Annotated in this window: 12 protein-coding genes and 1 riboswitch; of the genes, 9 read left to right on the top strand and 3 right to left on the bottom strand. The window is 49.7% G+C overall.

The window, feature by feature from the left end; all coding sequences use genetic code 11:
* Positions 1–513 precede the first annotated feature (513 nt).
* The 5 genes from K7B67_RS11935 (at position 514) to K7B67_RS11915 (ending at position 5,295) form a co-directional block, all read left to right on the top strand.
* The gene (locus K7B67_RS11935; RefSeq protein WP_252176104.1) at positions 514–732 is read left to right on the top strand and encodes a hypothetical protein; all 219 of its coding nucleotides are present in this window, start codon (positions 514–516) and stop codon (positions 730–732) included.
* Between the two features lie 700 nt (positions 733–1,432).
* Complete coding sequence (gene guaB, locus K7B67_RS11930; protein ID WP_252176103.1) at positions 1,433–2,902, top strand: IMP dehydrogenase; 1,470 nt, start codon at positions 1,433–1,435, stop codon at positions 2,900–2,902.
* A gap of 13 nt (positions 2,903–2,915) precedes the next feature.
* Positions 2,916–4,493, top strand: a complete 1,578-nt coding sequence (gene guaA, locus K7B67_RS11925) for a glutamine-hydrolyzing GMP synthase (RefSeq protein ID WP_252176102.1) — start codon at positions 2,916–2,918, stop codon at positions 4,491–4,493.
* 138 nt (positions 4,494–4,631) lie between these two features.
* The gene (locus tag K7B67_RS11920; RefSeq protein ID WP_252176101.1) at positions 4,632–4,904 is read left to right on the top strand and encodes an AbrB/MazE/SpoVT family DNA-binding domain-containing protein; all 273 of its coding nucleotides are present in this window, start codon (positions 4,632–4,634) and stop codon (positions 4,902–4,904) included.
* Positions 4,905–5,091: 187 nt separating this feature from the next.
* Positions 5,092–5,295 carry a hypothetical protein gene (locus tag K7B67_RS11915; RefSeq protein ID WP_252176100.1) on the top strand — a complete coding sequence of 68 codons (204 nt, stop codon included), beginning with the start codon at positions 5,092–5,094 and terminating at the stop codon, positions 5,293–5,295.
* Between the two features lie 53 nt (positions 5,296–5,348).
* On the opposite strand, the gene K7B67_RS11910 is transcribed toward K7B67_RS11915, so the two are convergent.
* Positions 5,349–6,761, bottom strand: a complete 1,413-nt coding sequence (locus K7B67_RS11910; RefSeq protein ID WP_252176099.1) for a hypothetical protein — start codon at positions 6,759–6,761, stop codon at positions 5,349–5,351.
* A gap of 250 nt (positions 6,762–7,011) precedes the next feature.
* Here K7B67_RS11910 and K7B67_RS11905 point away from each other — a divergent pair, with 250 nt between their 5' ends.
* Positions 7,012–8,133: a transposase gene (locus K7B67_RS11905; protein ID WP_252176098.1), complete on the top strand. Its 1,122-nt coding sequence runs from the start codon at positions 7,012–7,014 to the stop codon at positions 8,131–8,133.
* Positions 8,134–8,184: 51 nt separating this feature from the next.
* Here K7B67_RS11905 and K7B67_RS11900 read toward each other — a convergent pair whose 3' ends face one another.
* Positions 8,185–8,430 carry a HigA family addiction module antitoxin gene (locus K7B67_RS11900; RefSeq protein WP_252176097.1) on the bottom strand — a complete coding sequence of 82 codons (246 nt, stop codon included), beginning with the start codon at positions 8,428–8,430 and terminating at the stop codon, positions 8,185–8,187.
* Between the two features lie 288 nt (positions 8,431–8,718).
* Positions 8,719–8,911: riboswitch (Lysine riboswitch) on the top strand.
* Between the two features lie 172 nt (positions 8,912–9,083).
* On the opposite strand from K7B67_RS11900, the gene K7B67_RS11895 reads away from it, so the two are divergent.
* From K7B67_RS11895 to K7B67_RS11885, 3 genes are all read left to right on the top strand, one after another.
* Positions 9,084–10,679: a Na+/H+ antiporter NhaC family protein gene (locus K7B67_RS11895; RefSeq protein ID WP_252176096.1), complete on the top strand. Its 1,596-nt coding sequence runs from the start codon at positions 9,084–9,086 to the stop codon at positions 10,677–10,679.
* Positions 10,680–10,801: 122 nt separating this feature from the next.
* Entirely contained in the window at positions 10,802–11,230 is a 429-nt protein-coding gene (locus tag K7B67_RS11890) for a CesT family type III secretion system chaperone (RefSeq protein ID WP_252176095.1), read from the top strand.
* Complete coding sequence (locus K7B67_RS11885) at positions 11,227–14,622, top strand: DUF4135 domain-containing protein (protein WP_252176094.1); 3,396 nt, start codon at positions 11,227–11,229, stop codon at positions 14,620–14,622. The genes K7B67_RS11890 and K7B67_RS11885 overlap by 4 nt, the downstream gene beginning before the upstream one ends.
* Here the strand turns inward: K7B67_RS11885 and K7B67_RS11880 are convergent.
* Positions 14,619–14,993 carry a hypothetical protein gene (locus K7B67_RS11880; RefSeq protein WP_252176093.1) on the bottom strand — a complete coding sequence of 125 codons (375 nt, stop codon included), beginning with the start codon at positions 14,991–14,993 and terminating at the stop codon, positions 14,619–14,621. The two genes, K7B67_RS11885 and K7B67_RS11880, sit on opposite strands and share 4 nt — an antisense overlap.
* Between the last annotated feature and the right edge of the window lie 8 nt (positions 14,994–15,001).

Raw genomic sequence — 15,001 nt, 5'->3', positions numbered from 1 at the left:
CCCCAGAAATGGTATTTCCGATGGTTGTCATTGCGGGTAATTAATAGAGAAGACTTTGACCAGACCGAATCCCGGTCATTGCCGGGCGATACTTTTTCCAGTGCCCAAAGATTAAAGTACTTGCCGGTGATCAGCGCGGGACTGGGTTTTATGGCAATCTCGGGAATACCGGGTTGATAAAGCCATTTTTGATCCGCCAGTTGATAAAGCCAGTGATGAGTGTGGCAGGCGTGTATTTTTTCGCCTGATAACTCATCGAGAGAAGACAGGCAATGAATGGCCTGAGTGACCCGCTTGATATGAGTGCTTTCCAGAGCGGTTTGTCCGTCAGTGCTGATACTTTCTTTTTTGGCCAGCTCGGGCAGTAGCCAGTGTTTTTCGTGATTCAGTGGGGAATGAATAAGAATACTCTGACACTGTTTATGATCGGTCAGTGAATGAGTGCAGATAATGGCTTGCAGGCGATTTTGCTGATCTTCTCGCCAAGGGCGCAGCAAAAGGGTGCTGGTATGGGTGTCATTCAGCAGTTTCCATAGTGACAGCCAGGCTGACAGAGAGTCACCATCGAAGGGCTGCGTCTCTGGCGATGCTCTTGATGTTGAAAGTGGTGTTGAGAGTGATGTTGAGAGTGAGGGTGAGGCGGTGATCTGCCAGACAGGATGGTGGTCGATGCAAGCGGTTTGCACAGATAAACGGCTTTTCAGCAACGGGTGGTCGAGAATCACCGGATGAGGGTCGCAATCGGGGGCATCGCCAAAAGCCCGGGACAGTGAGGGTAAGCCATGTCTGAAGACAGGGTAAGGTACGCTTGAAGAAGGAAGTAGTTTTGCCAGCAGAATCCAGAACAGGTTACTCCGCCATTGGTTCTTGAAAAACAGGGATAATTTCCCGAGTGTTCCAACGTCGTGTATTACATGATAATGGCTGCCCAGCCTGAGGTGGAAATTATTGGCCTTAAAACCAGCGTAGATACCAGGAAGGCGGATTTCTGACACGCTGTAGCCTGTTTTATTCTGGTAGCGGGAATCATAATCTGCTTGTACTTTTATTCCAATAACGGACAGCAGCCCAAACAAGATAAATTTTGATATTGTTCTGTGACAAACATGCATGTTGCCATAGATCCCATTTGATAATTATTAATGTTAATCAGAGTTGCTCTGGTAAATAACAGTTTTTATTGATACTGGTTGAATTGTCCTGATCCCTGAAGAGCCTGAGGAAAAATAGCAGTGGCTTCAGGATGTAGCAAGAATGGCTTCATAGGGGCATACCTCACGAGCGATGACCGTTGTATTTGGGGTTGCATTAAGGGCCTTGTATGTGCGTTCAAATTATTTGAAGGGTTTTTCTGTTTTATTGACAGTGATCTTGATGTATCATCGTCGGGATTCTTTACATCCACCCAATATATTCCGATCGGTAACAGGTAATGCTGAGAGTCGCCCAAGAAGCCCTCACTTTTGATGATGTCCTGCTCCTGCCTGGATATTCAGAAGTTCTCCCCAAAGATGTTTCTCTGACCACTAAGTTGACCCGCAAGATCGAGCTCAAGGTTCCCTTAATCTCTGCCGCCATGGATACCGTGACTGAGGCTCGTCTGGCTATTGCCATGGCGCAGGAAGGTGGCATTGGCATCATTCACAAGAATATGACCGTTGCCCGGCAGGCGAATGAGGTCCGCAAGGTCAAAAAGCATGAAAGCGGTGTGGTCAAGGATCCTATCACGATTGATTCCACGGCATCGGTCAGGGACCTTCTGGAACTGACGGGCCGTCATAAAATATCCGGAGTGCCTGTCCTGGATGGCAGTGATCTGGTGGGTATTGTCACCAGTCGTGACGTTCGCTTTGTCTCCAATCTGGACATGATTGTGGCTGATATCATGACGCCTAAAGACCGGCTGGTTACTGTGAAAGAAGGAACCCGTCAGGAAGCTGTTCGCAAGCTGCTTCACAAGCATCGTATCGAGAAGGTGCTGGTGGTTAATGAGGCGTTTGGCCTGGTCGGCATGATGACCGTAAAAGATATCAAGAAAGCCCAGGACTACCCCAACGCCAGTAAAGATTCCCACGGTCAGCTGAGAGTCGGTGCCGCCGTAGGCACCGGGCCTGAAACCCCGGAGCGTGTTGCGGCGCTGGTTGATGCCGGTGTCGATGTCGTCATTGTTGATACTGCCCACGGTCACTCCAAAGGGGTTATTGAAAGGGTTCGCTGGGTTAAGGAAACCTATCCGCAGGTACAGGTTGTCGGCGGCAATATTGCTACCGCGGCAGCAGCCAGGGCCCTGGTGGATGCCGGTGCCGATGGTGTGAAAGTGGGGATTGGCCCTGGCTCTATCTGTACCACCCGTATCGTGACCGGTATTGGTGTACCCCAGATCTCTGCGGTCGCCAATGTTGCCACAGAACTGGAAGGAACCGACGTCCCGGTGATTGCCGACGGTGGCATTCGCTTCTCCGGCGACCTGGCAAAAGCCATCGTAGCGGGTGCCAGTGCGGTCATGTTGGGCAGTATGCTGGCCGGTACTGAGGAAGCTCCGGGCGAAGTTGAGCTTTATCAGGGCAGAAGTTACAAAGCCTACCGTGGCATGGGTTCCCTTGGTGCCATGGCCCAGGCTTCCGGTTCCAGTGACCGTTACTTCCAGAGCGCAGAAGACGGTGCCGAGAAGCTGGTCCCGGAAGGCATTGAAGGTCGGGTGCCCTACAAAGGGCCGCTGAATGCCATTGTCCACCAGATGGTGGGGGGGCTGCGTGCCGCCATGGGCTACACCGGTTCAGCCGATATGAAGACCATGCGTACGGTGCCTGAGTTTGTCCGGGTGACCAATGCGGGCATGAAAGAATCCCATGTCCATGATGTCACCATTACTAAAGAAGCGCCCAATTATCGGGTAGGTTAATTTGAGAAAACACATGTCACAGGATATCCACGCCGAACGAATTCTGATTCTGGATTTCGGTTCCCAGTACACCCAGCTGATTGCTCGTCGTGTACGTGAAATAGGCGTTTATTGTGAGCTGCATCCCTTCGATATGGATGAGCAGGCCATTGTTGAGTTTGCTCCCAGAGCAGTGATTCTTTCCGGTGGACCTGAGTCCGTGACCGGTGACGCGTCTCCCCGTGCGCCTCAGGCTGTTTTTGACCTGGGTGTACCTGTACTGGGCATCTGCTATGGCATGCAGACCATGGCTGAACAGATGGGTGGTAAGGTGTCGACCTCAAACCTGCGTGAGTTCGGCTATGCCCAGGTCAATCTGGAAAATAAGGTTCGATTGTTCGATGGCATTGAAGATCATGTTAACGAACAGGGACGTCTGAGTCTGGATGTCTGGATGAGTCACGGCGACAAGGTTTCCCAGTTGCCTGAGGGCTTTGTAGCAGCGGCTGCTACCGATTCCTGTCCTTTTGCCGCCATGGCCTGTGAAGAGAAACACTATTATGGTGTTCAGTTTCACCCTGAAGTGACTCACACCAAGCAGGGCGGTCGTATCCTGGAACGGTTTGTCATTGATATTGCCGGTTGTCAGAAGCTCTGGACGCCAGGACACATTATTGAAGACGCCATTGCCCGAGTTCGTGAACAGGTCGGTGACAAGACCGTACTGCTGGGTCTTTCTGGCGGTGTTGATTCCAGTGTTGTGGCGGCGCTGCTGCACAAGGCTATTGGTGATCAGCTGGTTTGTGTCTTTGTCGATAACGGCCTGCTGCGTTTGAATGAAGGTGATCAGGTGATGGCCATGTTCGCTGAGAACATGGGAGTGCGTGTTATCCGTGCGGATGCTGAAGAACTGTTTCTGGAAAAGCTGAAAGGCGTTCAGGACCCGGAGGCCAAACGTAAAATCATCGGTAACACCTTTATTGAAGTCTTTGATCAACAGGCTACGGCTCTGGACAATGTTCAGTTCCTGGCGCAGGGTACTATCTATCCTGATGTCATTGAGTCAGCAGGCGCTAAATCTGGCAAGGCCCATGTCATCAAGTCTCACCACAATGTGGGGGGATTGCCTGACGATATGGCGATGGAACTGGTTGAGCCGCTGCGTGAACTGTTCAAGGATGAAGTGCGCAAGATTGGTCTTGAACTGGGCCTGCCTTATGACATGGTTTATCGCCACCCATTCCCCGGTCCGGGCCTGGGCGTGAGGGTTCTGGCAGAGGTCAAGAAAGAGTACTGCGACATTCTCCGCCAGGCCGATGCCATTTTTATTGAAGAGCTGCACAAAGCTGATTGGTATCAAAAAACCAGCCAGGCCTTTGCTGTGTTCCTGCCGGTTAAGTCAGTGGGTGTGGTCGGCGACGGTCGTCGTTATGAGTACGTGGTGGCCTTGCGGGCTGTAGAAACCATCGACTTTATGACGGCTCGCTGGGCTCATCTGCCTTATGAACTGCTGGAGAAAGTTTCCAGCCGGATCATTAACGAGATAGAGCATGTTTCCCGGGTGACTTATGACGTGTCCAGTAAGCCACCTGCGACGATTGAGTGGGAATAGGGTCGGGTGTTGACCGGTTGAGTGAAATGGAACGGCTTGTCGAAAGATGAGCCGTTTTTTTTGGTGGTGTAAAAATAGAGTGTTCAAATAATTCCTTACCACAATGTAAGGAATTTAAGGAATCATAGAGATACAGCCATGTCTATAGCCGGACTAACCTCAAAAGGTCAGATCACTATACCCGCTAAAGTACGAGTAGACCTGAACCTTAGAGAAGGAGACCAGCTTGAGTTCATTCAACAAGAAGACGGTACCTGGCAGGTTGCGACTAAAAACCTTAGCGTTATGTCGTTGTGCGGGGCTGTTAAGACGGACATAAGTCTTTCAGATAATGAGATCAAAGCCTGCATTTCAGAAGTTTATTCCGGGAAGGATAACAACGACGAACAAGACGACAGGGTGGCAGTATAGCTCGTTCCCACGTTCCAGAGGATGCTGAAACTCTGCTTTCCTCACTGGGCGTGTTATATGCGTCACTTCAATGAGTTTGATGTGAACAATCTACGTTCATCCTGAGCGGAGTCGAAGGATGTGGACTTCGAACCAACAATAAAGACCGTGCCAACCACCCTTGGACTCCGCTCAGGGTGAACGGAGTTTGGGTGCCATTGATAGAGCAAACCCATCAATTACATTGAAAGCGTGTACTGGTTTAATTGATTTTTTGGCTCGTTCCCACGCTGAAGCATGGCCACCAGAGTTTTGCGACAGCCTCTCCAGCGTGGGAACCAGCGTAAAAGACAATGGCCAAGGTAAAATCAATGGTTTTTTGGATGGCAAAGCTTGGGTTCCCAGCCGTTGAACTGTTTATTTTGATATCAGGTTAGTCAAAATCTGGAGGGAGGCCGGAGGTTTCTATTCTTTATCAGCCTTCTTTCTTTTCTTATTAGATGACGGCTGGTCACAGGCTTTCCTTTTAGATCTCTGGTCGGCAGGCAGGTGTGTCTGTTTGTGCTTTTTCAGATTGCTCGCCCGGTCGGTGGAGTAGTTGCAGCCCTCGTGGTCACACTGATGCATCCTGAGTCTCTGGTTGGCAGGCAGGTGAGTCTGTTCGTGCATTTTCAGATTGCCTGAATGGCTCGTGCTGAAGTTGCAGCCCTCATAGTCACACTTGTGTACCTTGGGTCTCTGGTCGGCAGGCAGGTGGATCTGTTTGTGCCTTTTCAGATGGGCCGAATAGCCGACGCTGTAGTTGCAGCCCTCATGGTCACACTTGTGCACCCTGAGTCTCTGGTTGGCAGGCAGGTGGGTCTGTTTGTGCTGTTTCAGATGACCCATGTGGTAGGTGTTGTAGTCGCAGCTCTCATGGTCACACTGGTGTACCTTGGGTTTGGGTCTCTTGGGTCTCTTGGGTCTCTGGTCGGCAGGCAGGTGGATCTGTTTGTGCCTTTTCAGATTATCCAGCCGCTTGGTTCTGTAGTCGCAGCCCTCATGGTCACACTGGTGTTTAGCAGCGTCCACTTTTGTCACGTCTACCTCTGAATCAGTCAGTATTTCACTGTCTGAAACGGGCTCCTGCTTAATGTTTTTCAGTGCCGTAGCCGGACAATACTGACTGATTTCATTGGATGCCCGAAAAGGATTAAGTGTTGTGGTTTCATACTGAACATCAGATTCGTCTTTGTTTGAACGGTTGTCGATGCTTTCATCAGAGCCGCCGTTAGTGACTATTGCACTGTCTGAAACGGGCTCCTGCTTAATGTTTTTCAGTGCCGTAGCCGGACAATACTGACTGATTTCATTGGATGCCCGAAAAGGATTAAGTGTTGTGGTTTCATACTGAACATCAGATTCGTCTTTGTTTGAACGGTTGTCGATGCTTTCATCAGAGCCGCCGTTAGTGACTATTGCACTGTCTGAAACGGGCTCCTGCTTAATGTTTTTCAGTGCCGTAGCCGGACAATACTGACTGATTTCATTGGATACCCGAAAAGGATTAAGTGTTGTGGTTATATGCTGAACATCAGATTCGGCATTGGCTTCGTCTTCATCTTCGTTTAAACGGTTGTCGTTGCTTTCATCAGAGGTGCTGCTGTCCTCACTGTCAGAACCGTTATCAGAGGCTGCCCGACTGTGAACCTTCAACTCCCACCATTCAATGGTCTCGCTCTCTTGTTCATCTGGTAGCCCATCCCGGACCGGGAAAAGCACCTTGCCGACAGCCAGGGCGAAGCGCAAAGGCAACCCATTTTCCTGGGCACGGCCATTGGAGCAATGCACAGAAAAGGCAATGACCAAGGTCAAAATCAATGGCTTTTTGGATAGCAAAACCTGCGTTCCCAGTCATTGAACTGTTTATTGGAAAATCAGGTTAGTCTAAATCTGGAGAGAGGTCGGAGGTTTCTTTGCCGTGAAAACTCACTGGGCATGTTATGCAAAGCTTAGTCGACAAGTAAGCTGTTACCAATTCCCGCGTAAAGCATCGCCCAATCGGGCGGTGATACAAGCGGTCAGTCCGCAGGACTGATAATAAACATCAAGGTTTACGAAAGGCAATGCTTTCTGTAAAATATTTCGCATGAAGACTAAGCGAGCCTACAAAGAACGATTCTACCCAACACCTGGGCAAACTCAGCTACTTGCTCAGTCGTTTGGTTGTGCTCGATTTGTTTATAACAATACGCTTCGTTTTCGCACTGATGCCTACTACAAAGACGGGAAATCCATATCCCACTCTGAGGTAGAAAAAAGGCTTGTCTCGCTCAAGACAGAGTTTCCATTTCTGGCTGATGTATCCAGCGTGATTCTTCAACAAAAGCTTAGAGATCAGCAAGAGGCTTTCAAGAAATTTTGTAATGGAAAAGCCAAATACCCTAAATTCAAGAAAAGACACTCAAGACAAAGTATCCGGCTAACAAAGGCCGCTTTCAGATACAAAGATGGTCAGCTTTTCATTGCCAAAAGCAAAGATCCGCTGAATATCCGATGGAGCCGACCACTGGCTTCTGAGCCTTCCAGTATTACCATCAGCAAGGATCGGGCAGGCCGGTACTTTGTGTCCATGCTGTGTGAGTTTGAAGCTAAACCAATGCCTATTAGTAACAAAACAGTAGGCATTGATTTAGGTTTGAATGATCTGTTCATCACTTCAGAGGGTGAAAAATCCGGTAACCCAAGGCACACCAAACGCTACGAGATAAAGCTCGCCTATCTTCAGCGTCAGATGTCAAAAAAGCAAAAAGGCAGTAGCAACAGAGCCAAAGCAAAGCTCAAGGTTGCACGACTTCATGCCAAGATTGCCGATTGCCGGATGGATGCCACCCACCAGGCATCACGCAAACTCATTAACGAGAACCAAGTTGTTTGCGTAGAGTCTTTGAACGTGAAGGGCATGATCAAAAATCCAAAGCTGTCCAAGCACATAGCCGATGCAAACTGGGGGGAGTTTGTCCGCCAGTTGAAATACAAGGCTGATTGGGCGGGTAGAGATCTGGTTAAGATAGACCGATTCTTTCCAAGCTCTAAACGCTGTTCCGGTTGCGGATTTGTCCATGAAAGTCTGCCGTTGTCTATTCGTGAATGGGAATGTCCGGAATGCAAAACCCATCACGACCGGGACATTAACGCAGCAAAGAATATCAAAACCGCTGGACTGGCGGGGTTAGCCTGTGGAGCGACTGGAACGGGGGTAGAGGCTTAAAAGCCCCTACCTAGGGAAGGCGTGACGAAGCAGGAAGGTTCTTGGAGCGATCTAAGAACCCTCGCCCGAAAGGGCGGGGAGTGTCAGCTGTATGTTCAGCCACAGCTTAGGAGAGGTATTGCAGGCTTTAGCTAATTTGTAAGCCATCTCAACGCTGACATTTGATCTCTGATTGACCAGTTCAGACAAGGTTTTGCGCGCAACGCCCAGACGTCTGGCGGCCTCTGTTACGCTGATATTCAGTGGTTCCAGGTAAGATTCTTTGAGAACTTCGCCGGGGTGCATTGGGTTGAACATGATGAATTCTCTCCTGATGATAATCCCTATAATCGACAATATGAGCACTGCCATTTTAGCTTGTTCCACCCCCTCACCCAAATCTCATAGTTGTCAATCATGCAGCGATGTGCATAATTACCGAACATCAGCAGAGGCGTTGTGACGGTAAGCCACTATTGCACCTCTGCCTGTGATCCTCTTAATCAACACCATAAGTCGGATTAGTCTGGTTATGGGTGAAAGGGTGCTTTTCTGTGAAAGCAGGGAAAGTTCCCACAAGAATCAGCCGTTGATCCCCGGATCAAGGCTAAAAGTAGAGGCGCACCGTTTATCAGTAATCCGTAGCAGGGTGACTCCGAGTGTTCTGAATTGACCAGAACAGAGAGCCGGGTGAAAGGAAAGGGTGCCGAAGCAGAGTCGTCGTCAAACGCATCTGCTGGTGGTGCATCGAAGAGGTGTATCACTGTCACAGTTTTTACTGTGGAGCGCTACTGGACAATCGTTGCTGAGTTATCTGCCTAGACGGGAGACTCAGCAACGGGCAGATACGGAACCTATTGGATCGTATTCTGCAATCCATTGCCCTCCTGATCCTAAATCGTGGATTAAGCTTAGTCAGCAGTCACGGATGTTCTGCTCTGAAAGCATGTTCACTCACAAGATCAGTATTTATGGAATTACTTAGTTACAGCACATCTTCCCTGTCATTAGTCGCTCCGGCAGTGGCTATTATTCTGGCGATCCTGACCCGCCGAGTACTTTTTTCCCTTGGCGCAGGTATCCTTGCCGGTGCCCTGTTACTGACTGACTTCAGTATCAGCAATACGTTTTCTTACCTCCTCAACAGTTTTACCAAAATCTTCTGGGATGGTGGTCTGAATACCGGCACGGTCTTTATTCTGATTTTCCTGGTGATGCTCGGCATCATTACCACCCTGATTGATGTTTCAGGTGGCGCCAGGGCTTTTGGTGACTGGGCCCGCCAGCGAGTAAAGTCCCGTCAGGGATCGCAACTGGTGACCGCGTTGCTGGGTATGATTATCTTCATTGATGATTACTTTAACGCACTGGCCGTTGGCAATATTGGTCGCCCTCTGACTGACCGCCATGGTGTCTCCAGAGCCAAGCTGGCTTACCTGATTGACTCAACGGCGGCACCGGTCTGTGTCATTACACCTGTCTCCAGCTGGGGGGCGTACATTATTGCCCTGATTGGCAGCATTCTGGTGGCCCATGAAGTCACCGAGGTGAGTGCTATGGGTGCCTTTGTCAGCATGGTGCCAATGAATCTTTATGCCATCTTTGCCCTGGCACTGGTGTTTTGTACTGCCGCTATGGATTTGAATATCGGCCCCATGCTGACCCATGAGCGCCGTGCCCGGGCCGGTGAACTGTACGACAGCCGAAAAGGAACACCCCCAGGTTCTTCTGAGACGGTCAGAAGCAGTGAAAAAGGGACGGTGGCTGATCTGGTGATTCCTGTATTGACTCTGGTGATCGCAACGACTGCCTCTTTAATTGCCACAGGCGCCGTTGCGCTTCAGGAAGCTGGTACGCCCTTCTCCATTCTGGGTGCTTTTGAAAACACCAATGTCGTTAACTCCCTGATCTATGGCGGTCTTGCTGGCCTTCTGGTCACGGCGGTTAGAATGCTCAGCCATAATCTGGATGCCTCAACCTGGGGTAAGGCGGTGATAGAAGGTACCCGCTCCATGCTGCCTGCTATTTATATTCTGGTGTTGGCCTGGGTGCTGGTGGATATCATCGGCTCACTGGAAACCGGCAAGTACCTGGCCGAGCTGGTGAGCAGTTCAAAGATTAAGACCGGCTACTTACCGCTGATCCTGTTTGTGGTCTCCGGGTTGATGGCTTTTTCCACCGGCACCAGCTGGGGCACGTTTGGCATCATGCTCCCCATAGCGGGGGATATGGCAGTGGTTGCCGACATTACGATGATTCTGCCCATGCTGGCCGCGGTTCTGGCCGGTGCGGTATTTGGTGATCACTGCTCACCGATCTCTGATACCACGATTCTTTCTTCCACAGGGGCCTCCTGTCACCATATCGATCATGTGACGACTCAGCTTCCTTATGCCCTGAGTACTGCTGTTGTTGCCATGGTGGGTTATCTGGTGATGGGTATGATGGATTCCGTCGTCATGGGTTTTCTTGCTTCTGCAGTCGGCTTTGTTCTGCTTGTGGTTTTATTTCGCAAAATATCTGGCAGGCGCATGGCCAAAGATGTTGATCATCTGCTGACAGAATAAGCGTCGACGGTGTAGTTATATCGGGAGATTTTTTCCGGTACCTGCCGAAACAGTATTAATAGTAAACTGTCATTAATACCACATCAGAAGGCATGGACGCCTTCACTTGGAGCAGGGAAGCCATGAGTTTTGATCATCTGATGAAGGCCGTTGCCCGCAATAATCAGCTGGGTGAACTGGATTTTCGCGATAACCGCTATTACCTCACCATCGACAGCCGCATTGAGTTCACTTGTTTTCAAGCTAATGGGCGATTCTTTATCCATGGCATTATTGCCCAGCTGCCACCCGGTGAAAAAGATCAGGAAAATGTACTCCGAAACTTGATGACTAAAACCGTGGGTCTGGCAACGACCCAGCGGGTTATTCTGTCCATAGAGCCTGAGAAAGAAGCATTAGCTTTGCATTATTCCTGCTCGCTTCAGGGAATGAATGAAGAACTTATTGAGGAAGCCCTGGCTGAGTTTGCCAATAACTTTGAGTATTACCTCATGGAAGTCAGTCAGGAACAGACCGTCATGCCAACAATGCCAACGATGATCATGCCATGATGGATCCAATTTCCAATCACACTGTATTTGGCTGTCTTGTCACCTGGGCAGAAAACTCAATCAGTGGATATAACGGACTGCGTCAGGCTAATGAAGCCTTTTTGAAGGCAGTGATTCGATACAGCCGTTTTGATGAACTGCATCTGTTTCTTCATGAGGCGCAGACAGCCGCTTTCAGGCAAGACTGGAAAGAGTATCTGAGCCAGTACGGGGCGGGCAAAAACATTCATATTCTGCCGGTACATGATCTGCCTTCCTGTTTACAGAAATATGTTTATACCGTCTTCCATTCCGGAGATCCTTATATCGCTGATCTGGCGTCTTTGCGTGAAAGGTATGCAGCTGGATTATTTCCTATCACCGGCAGGGCTCACAGCCTGAGTGACGATGCTCGTCTATCCAGGGTCAGGGATTTGATTTTCTCTCCCATCAAGCCTTGTGACTCCATACTCTGTAGCTCCAAAGCCCAGAAAACGGTGATGAAGCGTTTGATCTCTTCGGCCAGTGCCAGTGTCAGTGATACGGTGGGCGCAGCGGTTCCTTATCGTGGCCAGGTGAGCCTTATGCCTCTGGGTATTGAGCCAGCCAGGCCGGAGGCTGCTGTCGGCAAAGAAGGCGGTGTGCTTCAGATACTCTGTCTTGGCAGGTTATCTGCAGCCGATAAAATGGACCTTCATCCACTATTGCTGGCATTGAATGATCTGTTTGAAGAAGGAACGGTGACCCGGTTTCAGCTGGTGATTGCAGGGGCTGGTGATGCTGCCGGTGAATACGTTCGTTCATTGTTGGCCCAGGCCTATGAGTTCAATCTTGAAGATTGTATTCGCTTTGAGCTCTCTGTTGATGATGAGAAGCGCAAGCAGTTACTGGCCCAGGCGGATGTCTTTGTTGCTCTTGCGGACAATGTGCAGGAGAGTTTTGGACTGGCCCCGGTAGAGGCCATGAGGGTTGGTGTGCCGGTGATTCTTTCGGACTGGAATGGTTATCGGGACCTGATTGTTTCCGGGCAGGAAGGTTTCCTGATCAAAACCACCTCGGCTGACCATGATGATATTTCCCGCCCGCTCAGTCTCCTCAGCAAAACTCAGGCTCAGCTGATCCAGGCCCAGGGAGTGGCTGTTGATATAGAGGCTTTGAAAGCTGCGTTGTCGACCCTGTTGACGGATGAGTCGGTTCGTAAAGAGATGTCCGGGGCGGCTGTTCGAAGAGTGAATGAAACCTTCAGCTGGCCCCTGGTGATTGATCAGTATCACCGACTGGTAGAAGAGTTGGGGGAGGAAGCTTCAAGAATACGACACCATCAGGGCAGGGCAGTGGGGATGCCTTATCAGGATGTGTTTGGGCATTATGCGTCGGTGGCTCTGCAAGAAACGGATGTTCTTGTCGCCACCGACAGAGGTCTGCGGGTTCTGCTGATGTCGGAGAAAGGTTTCTTTTTCAGTCAGCTGAGCCACCTTCTTGATAAAAACGAGATACGAGAGGTGATCAGGAAACTGGTGACACCTCAGACTGTCAGCAGTATTCAAAAGCTGTTCCCTGGCAGGCAATCGTTATTATTTTTATTATCCTGGATGTTGAAATATCAGTTGGTCGATTTTTCTACCCAGACAAAGGCAGGCAAGCCTGCTTTCGCCAGATTGCCCAATTGGTTTAATGCGGATGATTCATGCCTGGTGAATGGTCTGGTATTTCCCGAGCAGCTAAGATCCAAATGGCTCAAGCCTGTTATCAATCAGTACATAAAACTTATTCAGAGTTATGTGGCCGACGTTGATGGTTCTGAAAACAGTGTGCTGCAATCCATTGCCCAGTCGGCCATCGAATGGATGGATGAAAGGCTGCTTCAGGCTATTGGCTGGCTGGCAAAAGATCACACACTGACTCGCTACGGTGAAGTGCTGAAGTTGTTGGAATCCAAAGGGGTGGAGGTACTTATTGATGCTTATCCTCATTGGTATCGAAACCTTCAGAAGGAATTTTTCCAACACGTCAGATTGACCCGTACACTCCTGAGTCGGGTGAAGCAGGACTTGTCTGAAATCAATCATTACTTTTTTTCGGAGAGCCGTCAGCTGGTGGAGAGCCATCAGCCGACTTCTGGTCTGATCGCCATCCGTAATTTGCAACTAGACTCCGGACCACCCGTTTATCAATTGACGTTTAATAATGGTGAACATCTGGTTTACAAATTGAGGGATCTGGCCATTGACCAGTTATTAGTGGGTGATAAGCAGAGCATGGCCCAGTCACTGAATGGTTGGTTGCAGGATCCAGACGCTCTGGGTCTGTTCAGGATACTGAATAAGTCTTCCTACGGTTACATTGAGTTTATTGCCTCGGAAACCGTTGCCCAGAGCGATGATCTGGAAACGTACCATCGTCGTATGGGGGTGGCGTCCGGCTTCTGTCTTATGTCGGGGCTGACTGATATTCACAGTAGAAATCTTCATATCAGTGGTAACAAACCTTACCTTATTGATGCCGAAACAGCGCTGCATAGTCCCGTGATTATGCAATTGCAGACAGAGTTGCAAAACCCTGAGTTGAGTTTTTTAAGGGGCATGCAGGATTCCAGTCTTGGCCTGACGGGTCTGATGAAGGTTTGGGAAAATTTCCACACCTATCAGATTCGATACAGCTCAGTGAAACTGGAAAATGGTGAGCTGGTGGCTGAACAGCCGCAATCAATTACTGCTTTTCTTGATCATCTGCTGATGGAAAAAGGTCGCCACTCTCTGGATGGTGCCCATCCATCGGTAGCCTCTCAATATGGCAAGGCATTTGTGGAAGGCTTCCGCAGTTCGGTGTCCGCCATTTCCCAACATTCAGAACAGTGGTGTGATTACCTGGAGTCGATGGCGGGTTTTGAGGTCAGGTATCAGCCGTGCTGGAATCTGAATGATGCCCGCAAACAGTTTCGAGACCTGCATGTTGCCAGAGAACTGCAGGATCTTTCCAGAGCGCGCCGTAAAGGCTATTTACTGCGTCTGGCTAAACGAATTACGTTGGCTGGCGAAGTTTCTCAGCGTTGGCTTGATGCCCCGTGGCAGGAGCCGGTCAGTGTTCTGGCTGAGTCAGTGGCCGAAGGCTGGCAGGCTAAGGAGCAGCGTGATTTTGTCAGAAAGCTTGGGGAGTCCGGGGTTTTTGTCAAGCGATACGACGGCACCTTGCAGGAGGTGAGTGGTGATTATTTCTCTGTCAATACCATAGAAAAACAGTCAGCGTTGATTGTCAGTCTGTCGGATCATAAGCTCAGGGAGCGATTCCTGAATGCCTGTCAGCAGATGATCGAAAGCTGGTTTCAACAACATATTAATGCGGGAGGGGAAATGCCTGAGGAGCTCAGGCAAACGGTTCTGGAGGCGTTGGCTGACAGGGCGAAAAAGGCTTAACTTTTTCTGATATTATCCAATAGCTCCCTGGCCATGGTGGCGGTCTCTTCGTCACCTTCTTTGTTGGCAGTGGTCAGGTAATCTTCACCTTCCCTGTTTCTTCCTTCCATCATCAGCGCCATACCGATAAAGGCTTTTACGGTGGGATTGTCAGGATCTTTTGGAATGGCTTCCTTGTGAAGAATCTCCAGTGCTTCCTGATTCATCTTTTTATTGATGAAGGTCAGGGCAAAGCCCAGAGTAGGGAGCACGCTGTCAGGCCTGACTTTCTCAAGGGCGCTAAATATACCGAAAGCATGTTTTGACATACCCACGCTGGAGGCCATAAAACCTATATCGGCCAGGGTTTTGATCAGTTTTTCATCGGTCATGTTTCAGG

Source organism: Endozoicomonas sp. 4G, from assembly GCF_023822025.1.
Taxonomy (GTDB): domain Bacteria; phylum Pseudomonadota; class Gammaproteobacteria; order Pseudomonadales; family Endozoicomonadaceae; genus Endozoicomonas_A.
This window is presented reverse-complemented; position numbering and strand designations above follow the sequence as displayed.